General features: G+C 66.7%; 18 protein-coding genes. 8 read left to right on the forward strand and 10 right to left on the reverse strand.

Annotation, left to right across the window (positions count from 1 at the left end):
- The first annotated feature begins 41 nt into the window (after positions 1-41).
- On the forward strand, positions 42-659 hold the full coding sequence (locus QO034_RS03475; protein WP_284484107.1) for a methyltransferase family protein: 618 nt from the start codon (positions 42-44) through the stop codon (positions 657-659).
- Positions 660-707: 48 nt separating this feature from the next.
- On the opposite strand, the gene QO034_RS03480 is transcribed toward QO034_RS03475, so the two are convergent.
- The gene (locus QO034_RS03480; protein WP_284484108.1) at positions 708-1157 is read right to left on the reverse strand and encodes a hypothetical protein; all 450 of its coding nucleotides are present in this window, start codon (positions 1155-1157) and stop codon (positions 708-710) included.
- Positions 1158-1240: 83 nt separating this feature from the next.
- On the opposite strand from QO034_RS03480, the gene QO034_RS03485 reads away from it, so the two are divergent.
- A complete protein-coding gene (locus QO034_RS03485) occupies positions 1241-1684 on the forward strand; it encodes a MarR family winged helix-turn-helix transcriptional regulator (RefSeq protein WP_284484109.1) in 444 nt (147 codons plus the stop codon).
- Positions 1685-1705: 21 nt separating this feature from the next.
- Here the strand turns inward: QO034_RS03485 and trpS are convergent, their stop codons facing one another.
- On the reverse strand, positions 1706-2731 hold the full coding sequence (trpS, locus tag QO034_RS03490; protein ID WP_284484110.1) for a tryptophan--tRNA ligase: 1026 nt from the start codon (positions 2729-2731) through the stop codon (positions 1706-1708).
- Positions 2732-2835: 104 nt separating this feature from the next.
- Between trpS and QO034_RS03495 the strand changes: the two genes are divergently transcribed.
- Positions 2836-3522: a rhomboid family intramembrane serine protease gene (locus QO034_RS03495; protein ID WP_284484111.1), complete on the forward strand. Its 687-nt coding sequence runs from the start codon at positions 2836-2838 to the stop codon at positions 3520-3522.
- Between the two features lie 42 nt (positions 3523-3564).
- Here the strand turns inward: QO034_RS03495 and QO034_RS03500 are convergent, their stop codons facing one another.
- The 4 genes from QO034_RS03500 to QO034_RS03515 all read right to left on the reverse strand — a co-directional run bounded on the left by QO034_RS03500 (position 3565) and on the right by QO034_RS03515 (position 9531).
- The gene (locus QO034_RS03500) at positions 3565-3759 is read right to left on the reverse strand and encodes a YgaP family membrane protein (protein ID WP_284484112.1); all 195 of its coding nucleotides are present in this window, start codon (positions 3757-3759) and stop codon (positions 3565-3567) included.
- Between the two features lie 104 nt (positions 3760-3863).
- The gene (murJ, locus tag QO034_RS03505) at positions 3864-5459 is read right to left on the reverse strand and encodes a murein biosynthesis integral membrane protein MurJ (protein ID WP_284484113.1); all 1596 of its coding nucleotides are present in this window, start codon (positions 5457-5459) and stop codon (positions 3864-3866) included.
- A 114-nt stretch (positions 5460-5573) separates the two neighbouring features.
- Positions 5574-8402, reverse strand: a complete 2829-nt coding sequence (locus tag QO034_RS03510; protein WP_284484114.1) for a [protein-PII] uridylyltransferase — start codon at positions 8400-8402, stop codon at positions 5574-5576.
- Complete coding sequence (locus QO034_RS03515; protein ID WP_284484115.1) at positions 8362-9531, reverse strand: penicillin-binding protein activator; 1170 nt, start codon at positions 9529-9531, stop codon at positions 8362-8364. Before QO034_RS03515 ends, QO034_RS03510 begins: the two co-directional genes overlap by 41 nt.
- 84 nt (positions 9532-9615) lie before the next feature.
- Here QO034_RS03515 and rsmI point away from each other — a divergent pair, with 84 nt between their 5' ends.
- Genes rsmI through gshB form a run of 3 tightly spaced genes read left to right on the forward strand, consistent with a single transcriptional unit; the run spans position 9616 to position 11875 of the window.
- A complete protein-coding gene (gene rsmI, locus QO034_RS03520; RefSeq protein ID WP_284484116.1) occupies positions 9616-10473 on the forward strand; it encodes a 16S rRNA (cytidine(1402)-2'-O)-methyltransferase in 858 nt (285 codons plus the stop codon).
- A 28-nt stretch (positions 10474-10501) separates the two neighbouring features.
- On the forward strand, positions 10502-10879 hold the full coding sequence (locus QO034_RS03525) for a YraN family protein (protein WP_284484117.1): 378 nt from the start codon (positions 10502-10504) through the stop codon (positions 10877-10879).
- Between the two features lie 60 nt (positions 10880-10939).
- Complete coding sequence (gene gshB, locus QO034_RS03530) at positions 10940-11875, forward strand: glutathione synthase (RefSeq protein WP_284484118.1); 936 nt, start codon at positions 10940-10942, stop codon at positions 11873-11875.
- Between the two features lie 3 nt (positions 11876-11878).
- Here the strand turns inward: gshB and QO034_RS03535 are convergent, their stop codons facing one another.
- From QO034_RS03535 to cobU, 4 genes are all read right to left on the reverse strand, one after another.
- Entirely contained in the window at positions 11879-13390 is a 1512-nt protein-coding gene (locus tag QO034_RS03535) for a YifB family Mg chelatase-like AAA ATPase (protein WP_284484119.1), read from the reverse strand.
- A 90-nt stretch (positions 13391-13480) separates the two neighbouring features.
- Positions 13481-14167 (reverse strand): glutathione S-transferase, encoded by a 687-nt coding sequence (locus QO034_RS03540; protein ID WP_284484120.1) that lies wholly within the window; start codon positions 14165-14167, stop codon positions 13481-13483.
- Between the two features lie 59 nt (positions 14168-14226).
- On the reverse strand, positions 14227-14805 hold the full coding sequence (locus QO034_RS03545; RefSeq protein WP_284484121.1) for a histidine phosphatase family protein: 579 nt from the start codon (positions 14803-14805) through the stop codon (positions 14227-14229).
- Complete coding sequence (cobU, locus tag QO034_RS03550) at positions 14802-15326, reverse strand: bifunctional adenosylcobinamide kinase/adenosylcobinamide-phosphate guanylyltransferase (RefSeq protein WP_284484122.1); 525 nt, start codon at positions 15324-15326, stop codon at positions 14802-14804. Before cobU ends, QO034_RS03545 begins: the two co-directional genes overlap by 4 nt.
- Positions 15327-15427: 101 nt before the next feature.
- Between cobU and QO034_RS03555 the strand changes: the two genes are divergently transcribed.
- Positions 15428-16303 carry an RNA polymerase factor sigma-32 gene (locus QO034_RS03555; protein ID WP_284484123.1) on the forward strand — a complete coding sequence of 292 codons (876 nt, stop codon included), beginning with the start codon at positions 15428-15430 and terminating at the stop codon, positions 16301-16303.
- Positions 16303-17124, forward strand: coding sequence for a ChaN family lipoprotein (locus tag QO034_RS03560; protein WP_284484124.1), 822 nt, complete (start codon positions 16303-16305; stop codon positions 17122-17124). Before QO034_RS03555 ends, QO034_RS03560 begins: the two co-directional genes overlap by 1 nt.
- Positions 17125-17134 lie beyond the last annotated feature (10 nt).

Consider the following 17134-nt stretch of genomic DNA (forward strand, 5'->3'; position numbering starts at 1 on the left):
AGGCAGAGCATAGATGCCTGGGAGCAATGACAGGACAGACCATGGAAACCGCGACCGTCGCCCCGGCGAACCAGAAACGCCGCATCAATACGTTGCGGGTCGTCATGGCGATGATGCTGCCGCTGATCGTCCTGACGCGCCCCGGCCTGCCTTTGCCCGAGATCGTGATCGAACTGATCGAAAGCACGGGCATCCTGCTGGTGATCGGCGGCGTTCTGGGGCGGTTCTGGTCGATTCTCTATATCGGCAGCCGCAAGAACACGATGGTCATGCAGGACGGGCCCTATTCGATGTGCCGGCACCCGCTTTATCTGTTTTCGGTCCTGTCCGTGCTGGGGTTCGGCTTCATGCTTGGCTCCGTGTTGCTGACCTTTCTCATGACCGGGCTGATTTTCTACGTTCTGCACGACATCGCGGGCAAGGAGGAACGGTTCCTCAGATCCGAATTCGGCCCGGCCTACGAAGCCTATGCCGCGCGGGTGCCGCGCATCCTGCCAAGGTTCGGCCAGTTTCAGACCCCGCAGGCCGTTGCGTTCGACGTCACGACATTGCGCCGGAACTTCTTTGATGCCCTGGTCTTTCTGAGCCTGATCCCCTTGGGGGAACTCATGGAGTATTTCAAGGATCTCCAGGCGTGGCCGACGTTTCCGTTGTATTGACATCCCGGCCCGCGCCCGTCGCGCCGGTCGACTGGTGCGGGCGGGGGTTCAGGGCTGCGCGGCGGGACGACGTCGGCCCGTCAGCCGCAACCCGTCGCGCATGTTGAGGCCGAGCAGCAGGATGTTCACGGCTCCGGCGACGAGTTCGAGCCCCTGCACTGCGTAGAATGCCGCATCGAACGCGCCCGCCTGCGCCTTGGCCGAGAGGTAGAGCGCCGACGGGACGAGGATCAGGAGGCCGTTCGCGGCGATGACGGGCATGCGCTTTTTCTTTGCCGCGACCAGCGGGCCGCGCATCGTCCTGGCGAGGCGGAGCCCCGAGCCGCCCGCCGCCATCAGGGCCGGGATCAGGATCAGGAACCCCCAGGGGATCAGGGTCTTGACCGTGGCGACGGTCGGTGCGCCGGCGAAGAGTTCGGTGAGCAGGGTGGACAGCCAGAAGCAGAGGATCGTGAGCAGGGCAGCGGCGCCCGCGATGGGGTGGATGCGCTTGGTCATTGCCGGGGCCTTTCCGTTTCCATTAAAATATAGCAAGCTATATAATATTGCATAGCATGCTATGCAAGGGGTAGATGCGAGGCATGAGCTTTGCCAAGGACCGCTCTGCGGGATATCTCGTGAACCATCTGGCCCGCCTGTTCGCGCGTGGCCTGTCGGCGCGTATCAGGCCGCTGGGGCTGACGACCGGCAGCTTTCCGGCGCTTCTGGAGCTGTGGGAAAAGGATGGGCTGACGCAGAAGCAGCTTGTCGCGCGGCTGGACATCGAACAGGCGACCATGGCGAACACGCTGGCGCGGATGGAACGTGACGGGTTGATCCGGCGCGAGAGGGACGAGACCGATGGCCGGGTTCAGCGGATCTGGCTGACCGACCATGCGCGCGGCCTGCGCGGCCCGGCGACAAAGGCCGCCATGGCGGAGAATGCCGAGGCCCTGGCCGCGTTGACGGACAGCGAGCGGGCCGCATTCATCGACCTGATGCGCAGGATTCTTGCGTTCCGGCAAGGCCGGCCTCCGGGGCCATAGCCGCCCCCGGACCCTGCCGGGTTAGGCGGCGGGGCCGACCATGCCGACGATGTCGTAGGTCTTGCGCAGGATCGGGGCGGTGATCTCGCGGGCGCGGGTGGCGCCGCGGGTCAGGATGCGGTCGATCTCTGCCGGGTCGGCCATCAGCCGGGCCATCTCGGTGGTGATCGGCGACATGCGGGCCACGGCGAGATCGGCGAGCGCCGGCTTGAACTGGCCGAACTGCTTGCCGGCATAATCCGCGACAACCTGTTCCGCTGTCATGTCGGCGAGGGCGGCGTAGATGTTCACGAGATTGCGCGCCTCGGGCCGGTCGGCCAGCCCTTCGACGCTGTCGGGCAGCGGTTCCGGGTCGGTCTTGGCCTTGCGGATCTTCTTGGCGATGGTGTCGGCATCGTCGGTCAGGGCGATCCGGCTCATGTCGGACGGGTCCGATTTGCTCATCTTCTTGCTGCCGTCGCGCAGGCTCATCACGCGGGTGGCGGTGCCTTCGATCACCGGTTCGGTGATCGGGAAGAAATCGACGCCGTAGTCGTGGTTGAACTTGGTTGCGATGTCCCGCGTCAGTTCCAGGTGCTGTTTCTGATCCTCGCCCACGGGGACGTGGGTGGCGTGGTAGACCAGAATGTCGGCGGCCATCAGCGACGGATAGGCATAGAGGCCGAGGCTGGCCTTTTCGGCGTTCTTGCCGGCCTTGTCCTTGAACTGGGTCATCCGGTTCATCCAGCCGATGCGGGCGACGCAGTTGAAGATCCAGGCCAGCTGCGCGTGTTCGGGCACCTGGCTCTGGTTGATCAGGATGGATTTCTCGGGGTCGATGCCGCTGGCGATGAAACCGGCGCACAACTCGCGGGTGCTGTGGCGCAGCGCCTCCGGGTCCTGCCAGACGGTGATCGCGTGCAGGTCGACCATGCAATAAATCGACTGGATGCCCTGATTCTGAGCATCGGCAAAGCGTTTCAGCGCGCCGAGATAATTGCCCAGATGCAGGTCGCCCGACGGCTGGATGCCGGAAAACACGCGGGGCTTGAATGCGGTATCGGTCATGGCGGGCGAACTCTCGTCTGGCAAAACTGGTCCGCCTCGCTTACCCATGGGGCAGGGCATCGTCAACAGGCGCCAGAGAGAGAAGCCGCAGGGAGGCCGAAGCAGTGAGCAACCAGAGCAACCTGTCCGCCGTGAATCCGTTGCCGCCGGTCGTGGCGGCGCTGTTCATCGTGATCATGGGAATCGAGGTGGTGTTCCAGCTCGGCACCCGCGGGCTGGCGGGCGGACCGGGCGCGGTGGGGTGGCGGCTCGACGCGATCCAGACCTATGCGTTTTCCGGCGATATCTTCGACTGGATGTGGCAGAACGGGCGCTGGCCGGCGGAGCACCTGATCCGTTTCGTGAGCTATTCCTTCGTGCACACGTCCTTTACCCATGCGCTGTTCGTGGGCGTGTTCCTGCTGGCGATGGGAAAGATGGTGGCCGAGGTGTTCGGCAGCGCCGCCTTTCTCGTTGTGTTCTTCGTTTCGGGGATCGGCGGGGCGCTGGCCTATGCGGTGCTGCTGAACGATCCGGTGCCGCTGATCGGGGGCTTTCCGTCGGTCTACGGGCTGATCGGCGCGTTCACCTACATGCTGTGGCGATCGCTGTCGTCCGTCGGGGCCAACCAGGCGCGCGCGTTCACGCTGATCAGTTTCCTGATGGGCATCCAGCTTCTGTTCGGCCTGCTGTTCGGGGTGAACAACGACTGGGTGGCCGATCTAGCGGGCTTCGCCACCGGCTTTGCCCTGTCGTTCCTGGTCTCGCCGGGCGGCTGGGCGCGGCTACGGGGCCGGATCAGGCACGACTGACGCGCCCGACCGACCGCCGCGTTCCGGCCGCTTCCGGGCCTGTCAGTTCTTCCGGATCGGGCAGGTGTTCAGCCCGAGCAGCCTGTAGGCCGGGCAGAAGCCGAAAAGCCCGGTCAGCAGCGGTACCAGGCCGACGAGCCCCCAGAGCGTCTTGGGGCCGACAAAGATCAGGGACAGCAGAACCAGTCCGACGATGATGCGCAGGGCGCGGTCGAGCGAGCCTTCGTTGCGGGTCATGGCATTTCCTTTCCGTGAGGATTCGAATCCTCATTCATATAACATAGTGCGAATATGTTTGGCGGCGGAAACAACCCGCGCCGCTGCGGCAAATTGGAGCGGGGTCATCCGCTCCGGCGCATCGCGGCCCGGAATTCGGCCAGGCGGAAGGCGCCGATCGCCTGTCCCGCCCCGAAATAGGTGACGATGCCGACGATCACCAGCACGAGCAGCGCCAGGTAGCGCCAGCCGGGCATGGCCAGCGCCGGGGCGAGGACGAGGGCGGAGAGCCAGAGCGTCACCCCCATGATCGCGGCGGCGGCGCAGATCCGCCACAGCCGGGTGCGGAACCGGTCGTCGAACCGGGCGATATCGCCCATGTCCCGGCGTCCGCGCATCAGTTGCGCGACCATCGCCCAGGCGGCCACGGTGGTGCCGATCGCCGCGCCGACATAGCCCAGCAGCCAGGCCATGGACACGGCTACCGCGATGTTCACGATCATCGACACCACGGCGAAGCGGAACGGGGTGCGGGTGTCCTCGCGGGCGAAATACAGCGGTTGCAGCACCTTCTGCATCACGAAGGCGGGAAGGCCGAGGCCGTAGATCGCGACGATCAGCGCGGTCGCGGCGGTATCCTCCGCCCCGAAGGCGCCGCGCTGGAACAGGACCGAGACCAGTTGCGACGGGATCGCGACCAGCGCCACCGCGGAGGGGATGGTCAGCGCCAGCGACACCTCGCCGGCGCGGCTCAGCGCGTGGCGCGATCCGCTGTCGTCGCCGGCGGCGAGCCGGCGGGACAGGTCGGGCAGCAGCACGACGCCCACGGCGATGCCGACGACGCCGAGCGGCAACTGATAGAGGCGGTCCGCATAGCTGAGCCAGGCGATGGCGCCGTCGTAGAAACTGGCGACCTGCCGTCCCACCAGCAGGTTGATCTGCACGACTCCGCCCGCTAGCATCGCCGGCAGGGCGATGATCGCCAGCCGCTTCAGGTCGGGGGTGACGCGTGGCCAGTGCGGCCGGATCCGGAACCCGGCGCGGCTGGCGGCGACCCACAGAAGGGCCAGCTGCGCGACCCCGGCCAGCAGCACGCCCCAGACCAGCAGAGTTGCGTGGTGCATGCCGGTCCGGCTCGCGCCGCGTCCGGTTTCCACTTCCATGACGCCGCCGAGCAGTCCGGATTCGGCCAGCATCAGCGCGCCGATCAGGATGATGTTGAGCAGCACCGGCGCGGCGGCGGCGGCGGCAAAGCGCCCGGTGGCGTTCAGCACGCCCGACAGAAGCGCCGCGAGCGAGATGAACAGGATGTAGGGAAAGGCGATCCGCCCGAAGACGACCGCGAGACCGAACCTTTCGTCGCCGGTGAATCCGCTGGCCATCGCGAAGACCAGCCAGGGCATGAGGACCTGCGCCAGGAGGGTGAAGGCGATCAGCAGGGTGCCGAGCGCGGAAAAGGCGTCGTTGGCGAATGCCTGCGGCGCGTCCTCGGTTTCGAGCTTCTTGGAGAACAGCGGGATGAAGGCGGTGTTGAACGCGCCTTCGGCAAAGAAGCGGCGGAACATGTTGGGCAGGCTGAAGGCGACGAGAAAGGCTTCGGCGACGGGGCCAGCGCCCAGCCAGCCGGCGATCAGCACGTCGCGCGCGAAGCCCAGAACCCGGCTGAGCAGGGTCCAGACGCCAACCGTCAGGAAGCCGGACATCAGGCGAATGGGTTTCAAATGCGGAACCTTTCAGGACGGCGCGGCCGGTTGCGGAGGGGTTAGCGTCTGGCGGAGGGTTTCGCAATTCCAATCTCTTGCGCGCGCGACCGACGGGCGGCCACCGCCCGGAATTCAGGCATCCGCGCGTTGCGCCCCTTCGGAAATCGCCGCCCTGAGCTTGCTTTCGAGAAAGCGCTGCTTGGAGGCGGAGTGGTATTTCAGCCCGAACATGTCCTTGACATAGAAGGTGTCGACCACCTGTTCGCCAAAGGTCGCGATCACCGCATTGGCGATATAGACATTGGCCCCCGCCAGCGCGCGGGCCAGGTCGAACAGCAGGCCGGGGCGGTCGCGGGTATCGACCTCGATGATCGTGTAGATGTCGGAACCGTCGTTGTCGAAGCTGATATGGGTCGGGACGTTGAACGCCTTTTCGCGTTTCTTGATCCTGTCGCGGGATTTCAGCGCCTCTCCGGTGATAACTTCGCCCTTGAGCGTCTTGTGGATCATCTGGGTCAGGCGCGGCAGGCGCGCGACTTCGAAGGGCCGGCCTTCGCTGTCCTGAATCCAGAAGGCATCGGTGATGTAGCCGTCCTTGGTGGTGTAGCTGCGGGCATCGACGACATTGGCCCCGACCAGCGCCAGCGCCCCGGCGAGACGGGCGAAGATGCCGGGATGGTCGGCCATCACGAAACAGGCGCGGGTGGCGTCGCGGTCGTCGTCCGGATGCAGGTGGATCAGGATTTCGCCGGGATCGCCGGACTCTTCGAGCGTCCGCAGCATGCGGGCGAAATCCACATGGGCGGTGACGTGCAGCCCCTGCCAGTAGGGCGGGTAATGCCGCGTGGTTTCGGCCTTGAGCGCCGATTTCGGCCAGTCGGGCAGCGCCGCGCGCAGCGCCTTCTTGGCCTCCGCACCACGGTTCTCGCGGTTCAGGTCCTCCATGCCGGTTTCCAGCGCCCGCCGTGTCTGCCGGTAGAGCGCGCGGATCAGCGCCGCCTTCCAGTTGTTCCAGACATTGGGGCCGACGCCGCGGATGTCGCAGACCGTCAGCACCGTCAAGAGGTCGAGCCGCCTGACCGTCTGCACCGCCTTGGAGAAATCCCGCACCGTGCGCGGGTCGGCGATGTCGCGTTTCTGCGCCATGTCCGACATCAGCAGATGGTAGCGGACCAGCCATTCCACGGTTTCGCTGTCCGCCTTGCTCAGTCCCAGCCGGGGCGCCACCTTGCGGGCGATCTGGGCGCCGAGGATCGAATGATCCTCGGGCCGGCCCTTGCCGATGTCATGCAGCAGCAGGGCCACGTAGAGCACCTTGCGGTTGATCCCGTGTTCGAGAATGCCCGAGGCGATCGGCAGTTCCTCGACCAGTTCGCCCTTTTCGATCTGGGCGAGGTTGGCGATGCACTGGATGATGTGTTCGTCCACCGTGTAGCTGTGATACATGTTGAACTGCATCATCGCCACGATCGGTTCGAATTCCGGAACGAAGGCCGACAGCACGCCGAGTTCGTTCATCCGCCGGAGCGCGCGTTCCGGGTTGCCGTGCTTCAGCATCAGGTCGAGAAAGATCCGGCGCGCTTCCTTGTCGTTGCGCATGTCCTCGTCGATCAGGTCCAGGTTCGCCGTGACCAGCCGCATTGCGTCCGGGTGGATGAGCATGCCGGTGCGCAGGGCTTCCTCGAACAGGCGCAGCAGGTTCAGCTTGTCGGACAGGAAGGCGTCGGGATCGGCCACGGCGATGCGGTTGTTGATCACCGCGTAGCCCGGCTTGACCTTCCGTTTGCGCCGGAAGATCCGTTCCAGGAGCGGTTGGGATTTCAGGTGGATCGCTTCGAGCTTGGTGAGGAAGATGCGGGTGAGATCGCCGACCGCCGTGGCCTGGCGGAAATAGTCCTGCATGAAGATCTCGACGCCCCGCCGCCCGGCGAGATCCTTGTAGCCCATGCGTTCGGCGACTTCGACCTGCATGTCGAAGGTCAGCTTTTCGGTGGCCCGCCCGTTGATCAGGTGCAGATGCGCCCGCACCGCCCAGAGAAACTCCTCGGCCTTGACGAAACGGGCGAATTCCTCGGGCCGGAACACGCCCAGCGGCACCAGTTCGGCGGCGTCCTGCACGCCATGGATATATTTGGCGATCCAGAACAGCGATTGCAGGTCGCGCAACCCGCCCTTGCCTTCCTTGACGTTGGGTTCCACCATGTAGCGTTCGCCCTGCCGCTGGTGGCGGGTCTCGCGTTCTTCCAGCTTCGCCTCGATGAAATCGCGCCCGGTGCCCGAGAAGAGTTCGGCTTTCAGCCGCCGGTCCAGATCGTCCGCCAGCGGCGCGTGCCCGGCGAGGAACCGGTGTTCCAGCATCGCGGTGCGGATCGTGAAATCCTCCTGCCCGAGCCGGATGCAGTCGCGGATGGTGCGGCTGGCATGGCCGACCTTGAGCTTGAGATCCCACAGGATGTAGAGCATCGATTCGATGACGCTCTCGGCCCAGGCGGTGATCTTGTAGGGTGTCAGGAACAGCAGGTCGACGTCGGAATAGGGGGCCATTTCGCCCCGGCCGTATCCGCCGACCGCGACGACGGCGATATGTTCCGCCTTCGTCGGGTTGGGGCGCGGGTGCAGCATCGTGCTGGCCACTTCCAGCGCCGCCATCACCAGCCCGTCGGTCAGGTAGGTGTAGGACCGGGTCAGCGGGCGGGCATCGAAGGGCGCGGCGGCAAAGGCTTCGGCGATGGCGGCACGGCCGGACTTCTGGACGTCGCGCAGGATCGCCACGGTTTCGCTGCGCAGGGCTGCGTTGTCCGCCGCGCTTTCGGCGGCGCGCCTGATGCGGTTCTGCACATCCGCGGCGTCAAAGATGACGGTCTCGTCGCGGATCAGGGGCGCGGGCGCGACCGGGTGGAACCGGTCCGCCGCAACCTGATCAGAAACCGGCGCCGGAGAAGCTTGTCGGGGCTGGGTCAATCACGACCACCTGTCTGTTCTGAATCGTGGCAATCGCCAGTCCGCGTTCGTTGGTGCCATCCGGGCGCAGGCGGAATATCCCGCCGACGCCCTGGAATCCGGCCCCCTGGGTCAGGGCCGCGCCGGTCAGCGCGTTGGCCTGGCCGTTGCCGACCAGGGCGCCGATGGCGGCGATCCCGTCATAGGCCAGGCCGCCGATCGGATGTGGTGCTGCGCCATAGGCGGCGCTGTAGCGGGCGACAAACTGCTGTGCCTTGCCGGGATCGGGCAGGGCGAACCACCCGCCCTGGACGCCGGGCAGCGACAGCGTCTGGGACGGGATGTCCCAGCGGGTCAGGCCGATATATTGCGTCGTCGCGGGCGACACGCCGGACTCGGGCAGGAGCTGGGTGAACAGCGGCAGCGCCCCGGCCGTGGTCGAGGTCAGGAAGATCGAGGTGGCGCCGGTGCTTTCCACCGCGCCGCGCACCTGCGGAACGGCGGCGACCACGGCCTGCTGGGACAGATCGTAGGGTACGGAGCCGACCAGCCGGGCGCCGTTGCCGCGGATCGCCTGCTGGATCGCGTCGCGGCCAAGCTGGCCCGACAGGTCCGTGCCATGCACGACCACGATATCGCCCTTGCCCTGCCGCACCGCGTAGCGCGTCAGGCGGTCGGCGGCGGTGTTGAAGGTCTGGCCGAGCACGAACACGTTGCCGCCGGCAATCGTCGCGTTGTTGGAAAAGGACAGCACGTTGATGTTGCGGTCGCGCACCGCCAGGCCCACCGCGTTGGCGGATTCGGCATAGACCGGCCCGAGGATGATCTGTGCGCCGTCGTTGACCGCCTGGGTCGCCTGCGCCGCCGCGGTCGCGGCGTTGCCGCCGGTGTCATAGACCCGCAGGTCGATCTGCACCCCGCCGAGGTCGGCCATCGCCAGCCGCGCGGCGTTCTCCAGGCTTTGGGCCAGGACCGCGTCGCCGGATTGCGCCGAACTGCGCGGGATCAGCAGCGCCACCGGAACCGGGGCGCTGGTGTCGATCGTCGGCCCCCCTGTCGGGAGTGTATCGCAAGCCGAAAGGACCACCATCGACAGAAACGCCATGCAGAGCATGGCCAGCTTGCGGGGCGGGGTAAAAACGGCAAACATGCGACGGAAACTCCTTCATCTGGCGGATCGGACCGCGGCTTTGTCGAGAAGGGATCATAAACGTCAACAGGGGCGGGTCCAGCGTTGAATCATCAAAAGGTCAGATTGGCCGCCGGCCTCTACTTTGTCGCGACGCCGATTGGCACGGCGCGGGATATCACGTTGCGGGCGCTGGATGTGCTGGCCTCCGCCGATGTGATCGCGGCGGAGGACACGCGCAGCCTGCGGCACCTGATGGAGATCCACGGCGTGCCGCTGGAGGGCCGGCGGATCGTGTCCTACCACGATTACAGCGCGGAAGGGGCGCGCAAACGGCTGCTGGACGCGCTGGCCGAGGGGCAGTCGGTGGCCTATGCGTCCGAGGCCGGGATGCCGCTGATCGCCGATCCGGGCTATGATCTGTCCCGTGCGGCGGGCGAGGCGGGCCATCTGGTGACGGCCGCCCCCGGCGCTTCGGCGGTGCTGACGGCGCTGACCCTGGCGGGGCTGCCCACCGACGCGTTCTTTTTCGCGGGCTTCCTGCCGAACGCGAAGGCCGCGCGCCGGTCGCGGCTGGAAACGCTGCGCATGGTGCCCGGCACGCTGGTGTTTTACGAATCGCCCAAGCGGGTGGCGGCCAGCCTGTCGGACATGGCGGATGTTCTCGGCCCGGACCGGCCGGCCGCCCTGTGCCGCGAACTGACCAAGAAATTCGAGGAAGTGCGCCGCGGGTCGCTTCGCGATCTGGCGGAAAGCGCCGTTGCCGATCCGGCGCGGGGCGAGATCGTGCTGGTGGTGGACAGGGCGGGAGCGGAAATCGTTAAGGAATCCGATGTAGAAGAGGACCTGATCGCGGCGCTGAAGCAGGGATCGGTGAAGGATGCCGCCGACCTGGTGTCGCGGATGCACGACATGCCACGGCGCAAGGTCTACCAGATGGCGCTGAAACTGGCGAAAGGGTGAACGGGGGCTTTCAGGCCGGGGACAGGCGATGGCGCAGGCAGGCAACAGGGCGCGCGGGCAGATGGCGCATCACGGCGGCGACGCCGCCGAACGGCGCATCGCGCGGCACTACGAGCGGCTCGGCTATGCGCTGGCGGCGGCGCGCTGGCGCGGGCCGGGCGGGGAAATCGACCTGATCCTGCGGCGCGGAGGCGAGGTGGTCTTTGTCGAGGTCAAGAAAAGCGCCACGATCGCCGGCGCCGCCGAACGGATCGGCCCGGTCCAGATGGCGAGAATCCGGCTTTCCGCCGAACGGTTTCTGGATGAGGAACCGCTGGGCCAGTTGACGGAGTCCCGGTTCGATGTGGCGCTGATGGACGCCGCCGGGGCGTTCGAAATCCTCGAAAACGCCTTCGGGCAGGGCTGATCGGCATTGATCCTCTGACGGGGCTGCGCCATGTATCTGGCGCAGAACAAGGAACCCGCCATGAAGATCGCCTTTCAGATGGACCCGATCGGGAACGTCAACATCGATGCCGACAGCAGTTTCCGCCTCGCCGAAGAGGCGCAGGCGCGGGGGCATTCGCTGTTTTTCTACGGCCCGGACCACCTGGCCTACCAGGAAGGCCGGATCACGGCGCGCGGGCGGGACATGGTGGTGCAGCGCGTCGCCGGGACGCCGGCGATTCTCGGCGACATGCGCGAGGTCGACCTGGCGGAATTCGACGTGGTCTGGCTGCGTCAGGATCCGCCGTTCGACATGCATTACATCACCTCGACCCATCTGCTGGACCGACTGAGGGGGCGGACTCTGGTGGTGAACGATCCGTTCTGGGTGCGCAATTACCCCGAGAAGCTGCTGGTGCTGGATTTCCCGGAGCTGACCCCGCCCACGACCGTCGCCCGCGATCTGGAGACGATCAAGGCGTTCAAGGCCCGCCATGGCGACATCATCCTGAAGCCGCTTTATGGCAACGGCGGCGCCGGGGTGTTCCGGCTCGACGCCAACGACCGCAACCTGACCTCGCTGCACGAACTGTTCACCGGGTTTTCCCGCGAACCGCTGATCGTGCAGAAATTCCTGCCCGATGTCAGCAATGGCGACAAGCGGGTGATCCTGGTCGATGGCGAGGCGGTCGGGGCGATCAACCGGGTGCCGGCGGCGGGCGAAACCCGGTCGAACATGCATGTGGGCGGCCGGCCCGAGAAGATCGGGCTGAGCGAGCGCGACCTGGAAATCTGCGCCGCCATCGGCCCGTTGCTGAAGGAAAAGGGGCAGGTCTTCGTCGGCATCGACGTGATCGGCGACTATCTCACGGAAATCAACGTGACCTCGCCCACGGGCATCCAGGAACTGGAACGGTTCGACGGCGTGAACGTCGCAGAGAAGATCTGGCAGGCCATCGAAGCGAAGCTCGCCTGACCGTCAGGCCGCCGCGGTCGACAGCCGGAAGCTGAGCGCCTCGGCCACATGCGGGCGGCGCACGCCGGGGGAATGGTCGAGGTCGGCGATGGTGCGGGCCACGCGCAGGACCCGGTGGTAGCCGCGCGCGGACAGGCCGAAGCGTTCGGCGACGCGGGACAGGAGCTCGCGGCCTTCGGTGTCCGGGGTGGCGATCTCCTCGAGCCGGGCCCCTTCCGCATCCGCGTTCTGGCGCAGCCCCTCCTGCCCGGCGAATCGGTCGGCCTGCACCCGCCGGGCCATCGCGACGCGGGCGGCGACCGTGGCGGAATCGTCCCCGGAAGCCGGCAGGTCCAGGTCGGTGAACGCGACCGGCGGCACTTCGAGCCGCAGGTCGAACCGGTCCATCAGCGGCCCGGAAATGCGCCCCATGTAGTCTTCACCGCATACCGGCACCCGCGCGCAGGCGCGGCCCGGATCGGCCATGTAGCCGCATTTGCAGGGGTTGGCGGCGGCGACGAGCATGAACCTGCAGGGGTATTTCACATGCGCATTGGCCCGCGCGATCATGATTTCGCCGGTTTCGATGGGCTGGCGCAGGGTTTCCAGCACGGCGCGGGCGAATTCCGGGAACTCGTCCATGAACAGCACGCCGTTGTGCGCAAGGCTGATTTCTCCGGGTTTGGCGTTGCGCCCGCCGCCGACGATGGCCGCCATGGAGGCGGTATGATGCGGTTCGCGGAACGGGCGGGTGCGGTTGATGCCGCCTTCGTCGAGCAGGCCGCAGAGCGACTGGATCATCGAGGTTTCCAGAGCTTCGGCGGCGGTCAGTTGCGGCAGGATGCCGGGGATGCGGGCCGCGAGCATGGACTTGCCCGATCCGGGAGAGCCGACGAGCATCAGGTGATGCCGCCCGGCGGCGGCGATTTCCAGCGCGCGTTTCGCCCGTTCCTGTCCCTTGACGTCGCGCAGGTCCCGGTCCGGCGGCCGGGTGGAAATCTCGCCCGGCTCGGCGGGGGCGATCGGGGCCTGGCCGGTGAAATGGCGCACCACGTCGCTGAGGCTGGCGGCCCCGATGACCTGGGTCGCGCCGACCCAGGCCGCTTCCGCGCCGGAGGCGGCGGGGCACAGCAGGCCGCGGTCTTCCTCGGCGGCGGTCATCGCGGCGGGCAGGGCGCCCAGCACCGGCACCAGTGATCCGTCCAGCGACAGTTCGCCAAGGGCGACGACGCCTTCGACCGCATCGGCGGGCACGATCTCCAGCGCCGCCAGCAGCGCCAGCGCGATGGGAAGGTCGAAATGGCTGCCTTCCTTGGGCAGGTCCGCCGGGGACAGGTTGATGGTGATCCGGCGGGACGGCAGGGCGATGGCCATCGAATTCAGCGCGGTGCGCACCCGGTCGCGGGCTTCGGACACGGCCTTGTCGGGCAGGCCGACGACGGAGAACGCGGGCAGGCCGGGGGTGACGGCGCATTGCACCTCGACCAGGCGGGCGTCCACCCCCTGAAAGGCGACCGTATAGGCATGTGCGACCATAAGACCCCGAACCCCCGCTTGCGCAGGTTAACGGCTAGCGGAACCGTGGTTTAGGAATGGTTAACGCCGGTGCCGGTCCTTCGCCGCGGCTCAGGTGAAAACCGGCCAGGGTTCGTTGGGCAGGTCGCGCGCATAGGGATCGGGATCGTAGCTCACGTCGAACGCGGCGCGGCGCCAGTCCCGGAACGCGCCATCGCCGAGAAGGGCCGTGCAATAGGCGTTCGCACGTTCGGTCACGGGCAGCCCGTATCCGACGATCCGCGCGGCGACCGGCGTGAAAAAGACATCCGCCGCGCAATAGTCGCCAAACAGCCATTGCGTCGTCGATCCCGAGACCGACCGCGCATGATCCCAGAGGGTCTGCAGCCGGCCGAGGTCTGCCAGAACCGCGTCCGAGGCCGCAAATCCGACGTGGCGGTATTGCAGCTGCATCGGGCATTCCGACCGCAGCGCCGCGAATCCGGAGGCCATTTCGGCGCAGAGCCAGCGGGCCGTGGCGCGGCCTGCGGGATCGCTGGGCCAGAGCCCGGCGGCGGGGTGGCGTTCATGCAGGGTTTCGGCAATGGCCAGGCTTTCGCCGATCACGGTGCCTTCGGGCGTGCGCAGGACCGGCACCAGCCGCGCCGGGGCGAGGGCGGCCATGTCCCTGGCCATCGTGCCGGAATAGAGACCGATCATGTGCAGGCGGTGCGGGATGCCGAATTTCCGCAACAGCAGCCAGCCCCGCAGGGACCAGCTTGAAAACATCCTGTCGCCGATGAAGAGATCATATGTCATGGAGGCAGACTATTCCCATGCCGATGGGCCGGTAAACCGGTCTTCTGTGCGCCCGCCCATCACGGAAGGCGATTGATCCCCGCCACCCGCCATCCGTCCGGATACAGCGACAGTTCGGTCACGGACAGGTTGTCGATGCGGTGCGAGAACGCGTCGGCCGCAGGCAGGCGAAGCGCCCGCTGCACCTGTGTCAGGATCGCGCCGAAATGGGCGACGATGACGATGTCCTGACCGTCATGGGCGGCGATCAGCCGGTCGACCGCCGCATCGACGCGGGCGCAGACCTCGTTCCAGCTTTCTCCGCCCGGCGGGCGAACGTCGCCGGGCGTGTCCCAGTAGGCGCGGATGCGCTCGGGATCTTCGGCTTCGATCTCGGCGAAGCGGCGCAGTTCCCAGGCCCCGAAGTTGATCTCGCGCAGGGCCGGGTCATTCGGCAGCCGCCTCCGGTTTCCGGCGATCGCATCGGCGGTGGCCGCGGCGCGGCGCAGGTCCGATGAGACGACCAGCGCGGGCCGTGGCAGGAGCAACGACAGCCGGTCCAGCTGCGCCGTGTCGCTGAGATCCGCGGGCAGGTCGGACCAGCCGACCATCGACTTGGCATGGGTGGGGCCGTGGCGGACGAGATGCAGCCGCGTCACGGCATCTGTCCCTTCAGAACCTGCGGCAGCCCCGCGATCACCTGGATCACGAGATCGGCCTGCGCGGCAAGCGCGATGTTCAGCCGCCCCTGCGCCTCGCGGAACCGGCGGGCAAGCGCGGTGTCCGGCACGATCCCCTGGCCGGTCTCGTTGGAGACGACGACAAGGTCGGCGGCGCAGCGCGAAAGATCCCGCAGGAGCACGGAACGCGCCGTGCCGGTGTCGCCGTCCCCGGACAGCATCCGGTTGCTGAGCCACATGGTCGCGCAGTCCAGCAGGCAGACCTGCCCGGAGGTCAGCGCAGCCAGGGGATGCGACAGGTCGTCCGGCGCTTCGACGGTGGTCCAGCCGTCGCCGCGCCGGGCGATGTGCTCGTCGATCTTGCGGCGCATTTCGCCGTCCAGCGCCTGTGCGGTCGCCAGATAGACCCTTGCCTTGCCATTCCGGACCGCGAATGCCTCGGCGAAATCGGATTTTCCCGAAGCCGCCCCGCCGAGCACCAAAGTGAATCTGGGATACACGTTTAATTTACCTGTGATTGATCCGTTTGCCGTGACCCCACGTAATCGTCACAATAACGTAGCACAAGCAACCGACGATGTCAGACAAAGCGGGGGTTATCATGGCACTGGACGCTTCTAGAGAGTTTTCGTTGTCGCGCACGGCGATGAAGGCGGAGTTGCTGGACGCGGAAACCGAACTGAAGCTCGCCTATGCGTGGCGCGACGATCGGGATGAAGCGGCCCTGCACAGGCTGATTACCGCCTACATGCGGCTGGCCATTTCGATGGCCGCCAAGTTCCGCCGCTACGGCGCCCCGATGAACGATCTGGTGCAGGAGGCGGGGCTTGGCCTGATGAAGGCCGCTGACAAGTTCGATCCGGACCGAGGGGTGCGGTTTTCCACCTATGCGGTGTGGTGGATCAAGGCGTCCATCCAGGACTACGTGATGCGCAACTGGTCGATGGTGCGCACCGGATCGACCTCTTCGCAGAAATCGCTGTTCTTCAACATGCGCCGCGTTCAGGCGCGTCTGGAACGGGAAGCGGCGGCGCAGGGCGAAAAGCTGGACCGGCACCAGTTGCACCAGTTGATCTCGACCGAGATCGGTGTGCCGCTGCGCGATGTCGAGATGATGGAAGGGCGTTTGTCCGGGTCCGATTTCTCGCTGAACGCGACGCAGTCGGTGGATGACGAGGGGCGCGAATGGATCGATGCGCTGGAAGACGAGTCCGCGCAGGCGGCGGACCTGGTCGAAGAGACCCACGATCGCGAGCAATTGCGCGCCTGGCTTCTGGCCGCCATGCAGGGTCTGAGCGACCGCGAACGGTTCATCGTGCGCGAACGCAAGCTGCGCGACCAGCCCAGGACGCTGGAGAGCCTTGGCGGCGAACTGGGCCTGTCCAAGGAACGGGTGCGGCAACTGGAAGCCGTGGCGTTCCAGAAAATGCGCAAGAGCCTTGAGTCCCAGTCGCGGGAAGTGCAACATTTTCTCTGATGAGAAACCTTGCTTTGCTGATTTGCGGCGTGACCGCCTTGCTGGCCGCTCCTCTTGGGGCGGCCGATCCGTCGCCGGACCTCTTGGCCCGGATGAAGGCCGCCGACGTGGTGATCCTCGGGGAAGTTCACGACAACCCGGCGCACCACGCGGCGCAGGCCCAGGCCCTGTCGGCGTTGCAGCCAAGGGCCGTGGTCTGGGAGATGCTGACCGGCGTCGAGGCGGGACGGATCAATGCCGCGCTGATCCGGGAACCGGAACGTCTGGAGGAGGTCCTGGAATGGGCCGAATCGGGCTGGCCGCCCTTTGCGATGTATCATCCGATATTCCAGGCGGCGCCGGACGCCCGGATCTATGGCGGGGAGGTTCCGCGCGCTGCGGCCCTGGCGGCGATCCAGAGCGGCCCCGCCGTCGCGTTCGGGGCGGATGCGGAGCTCTATGGATTGACTGCCGACCTGCCCGCCGCCGAATCCGCCGAGCGCGAATCCCTGCAGCGCGAGGCGCATTGCAATGCGATCCCGGAAGACAGGCTGGCGGCGATGGTCGATATCCAGCGGTTGCGCGATGCGGTTCTCGCCCGTGAAGTCATCGCGGCGCTGGATGACACGGGCGGGCCGGTGGCCGTGATTACCGGAAATGGCCATGCGCGGCGGGACTGGGGTGTGCCGGTTTTCCTGGACCGGGTCAGGCCGGGGCTCGACATCTTTGCGCTCGGGCAGTCCGAAGGCGGGCAGATCGGCGGCGCGTTCGATGCGGTGATCGATGCCGCGCCGGTGGATCGGGGCGATCCCTGCGACGCTTTCAGCAGGGCGGGCGATTGACTTTGTGCCG

This window comes from Sedimentitalea xiamensis (assembly GCF_030164465.1).
Classification (GTDB): domain Bacteria; phylum Pseudomonadota; class Alphaproteobacteria; order Rhodobacterales; family Rhodobacteraceae; genus Sedimentitalea; species Sedimentitalea xiamensis.

Coding starts and splice junctions, on each gene's coding strand:
- QO034_RS03475 (WP_284484107.1), top strand. CDS start 42: ATGGAAACCGCGACCGTCGCCCCGGCGAACCAGAAACGCCGCATCAAT.
- QO034_RS03480 (WP_284484108.1), bottom strand. CDS start 1,157: ATGACCAAGCGCATCCACCCCATCGCGGGCGCCGCTGCCCTGCTCACG.
- QO034_RS03485 (WP_284484109.1), top strand. CDS start 1,241: ATGAGCTTTGCCAAGGACCGCTCTGCGGGATATCTCGTGAACCATCTG.
- trpS (WP_284484110.1), bottom strand. CDS start 2,731: ATGACCGATACCGCATTCAAGCCCCGCGTGTTTTCCGGCATCCAGCCG.
- QO034_RS03500 (WP_284484112.1), bottom strand. CDS start 3,759: ATGACCCGCAACGAAGGCTCGCTCGACCGCGCCCTGCGCATCATCGTC.
- QO034_RS03515 (WP_284484115.1), bottom strand. CDS start 9,531: ATGTTTGCCGTTTTTACCCCGCCCCGCAAGCTGGCCATGCTCTGCATG.
- QO034_RS03525 (WP_284484117.1), top strand. CDS start 10,502: ATGGCGCAGGCAGGCAACAGGGCGCGCGGGCAGATGGCGCATCACGGC.
- gshB (WP_284484118.1), top strand. CDS start 10,940: ATGAAGATCGCCTTTCAGATGGACCCGATCGGGAACGTCAACATCGAT.
- QO034_RS03535 (WP_284484119.1), bottom strand. CDS start 13,390: ATGGTCGCACATGCCTATACGGTCGCCTTTCAGGGGGTGGACGCCCGC.
- QO034_RS03540 (WP_284484120.1), bottom strand. CDS start 14,167: ATGACATATGATCTCTTCATCGGCGACAGGATGTTTTCAAGCTGGTCC.
- QO034_RS03555 (WP_284484123.1), top strand. CDS start 15,428: ATGGCACTGGACGCTTCTAGAGAGTTTTCGTTGTCGCGCACGGCGATG.
- QO034_RS03560 (WP_284484124.1), top strand. CDS start 16,303: ATGAGAAACCTTGCTTTGCTGATTTGCGGCGTGACCGCCTTGCTGGCC.